We start from the raw sequence: 1,508 nt of genomic DNA, 5'->3' as shown, positions 1-1,508 counted from the left end.
CCCCGTTACCTTTTCCGTGGCCCTGAAACGGGGCTCCTGGCCTCCGGGTCCGGCATGACTTCTACCCCCTGTCGAACGCATGACCTGGGGGGTGGTGTCACCGGACCCGGAGCACCGTTTGACCGCTGATGAGAGGCCTGACCACCACCCGGCCGAGCGCAACGCCCGGCCTCCGAAGGGCGGTTGGTCTGCGTAACGTGGATGCGCGCGCACGGTGCCAAGGCGTGAGGCCGGGACGGAACGACCTCCCTCGGAGGGGTGCGTGCTCGACATCGGTGACGTCAAGGTCTTCCTCGGCCTGGACGTGGGCAAAACCGACCACCACGGCCACGGCCTCACCACCGGGGGCAAGACCGTCTACGACAAGCGACTGCCCAACAGCGAACCGAAGCTGCGAGCCGTCTTCGACAAGCTCCGGGCGAAGTTCGGCACCGTGCTGGTGATCGTCGACCAGCCCGCCTCGATCGGCGCCCTCCCGTTGACGGTCGCCCGCGACGCCGGCTGCGAGGTCGCCTACCTGCCCGGCCTGGCCATGCGACGCATCGCCGACCTCTACCCGGGCGAGGCCAAGACAGACGCCCGCGACGCCCACGTCATCGCCGACGCCGCCCGCACCATGCCCCACACCCTGCGCGCCCTCGAGGTCGCCGACGAGACCACCGCCCAACTCACGGTCCTGACCGGCTTCGACCAGGACCTCGCCGGCGAGGCCACCCGCACCGGCAACCGCATCCGCGGCCTCCTCACCCAGTTCCACCCCTCGCTCGAACGCGTCCTCGGCCCCCGCCTGGACCACCCCGCCGTCACCCACCTCCTGGAGCGACACGGCTCGCCCGCCGCCCTGCGCAAGGCCGGACGCCGCAGACTCGTCGCCCTGATACGCCCCAAGGCCCCGCGCATGGCCGAACGCCTCGTGAACGACATCTTCGACGCACTCGACGAACAGACCGTCGTCGTCCCCGGCACCACCACCCTCGACACGGTCGTGCCCTCCCTGGCCCGCTCGCTCGCCGCCGTCCACGAACAACGACGCGCCGTCGAGACGCAGATCGCCGAGCTCCTGGAGGCCCACCCTCTTTCCCAGGTCCTGATCTCGATGCCCGGAGTCGGCGTCAGGACCGCAGCCACCCTCCTGGTCACCATCGGCGACGGATCGTCCTTCCCCACCGCCGCCCACCTGGCCTCCTACGCCGGCCTCGCCCCCGCGACGAAGTCCTCCGGCACCTCCATCCACGGCGAACACGCCCCCAGGACAGGCAATCGGCTGCTGAAACGGGCGATGTTCCTCTCGGCGTTCGCCGCCCTGCACGACCCAGCCTCGCGCACGTACTACGACCGCTGCAGAGCCCGCGGCAAGACCCACACCCAGGCCCTCCTCCGCCTCGCCCGCCAACGCATCGGCGTCCTGTTCGCCATGCTCAGAGACGGCACCTTCTACAAATCCCGCCCGGCCGAACCGGCCGCAGCACGACCCGCTCACCCTTGACGAAAGACATAGAGGCACCCCC

General features: G+C 70.4%; 1 protein-coding gene. It reads left to right on the top strand.

Annotation, left to right across the window (positions count from 1 at the left end; translation table 11 throughout):
• Positions 1–262 precede the first annotated feature (262 nt).
• Complete coding sequence (locus tag ACZ4FV_RS52295) at positions 263–1,486, top strand: IS110 family RNA-guided transposase (RefSeq protein WP_465328527.1); 1,224 nt, start codon at positions 263–265, stop codon at positions 1,484–1,486.
• Positions 1,487–1,508: the final 22 nt, after the last annotated feature.

It is taken from the genome of Embleya sp. NPDC025285 (assembly GCF_055558835.1).
Note: the sequence above shows the minus strand (reverse complement) of the source record. Positions and strands in the feature narration are given on the sequence as shown.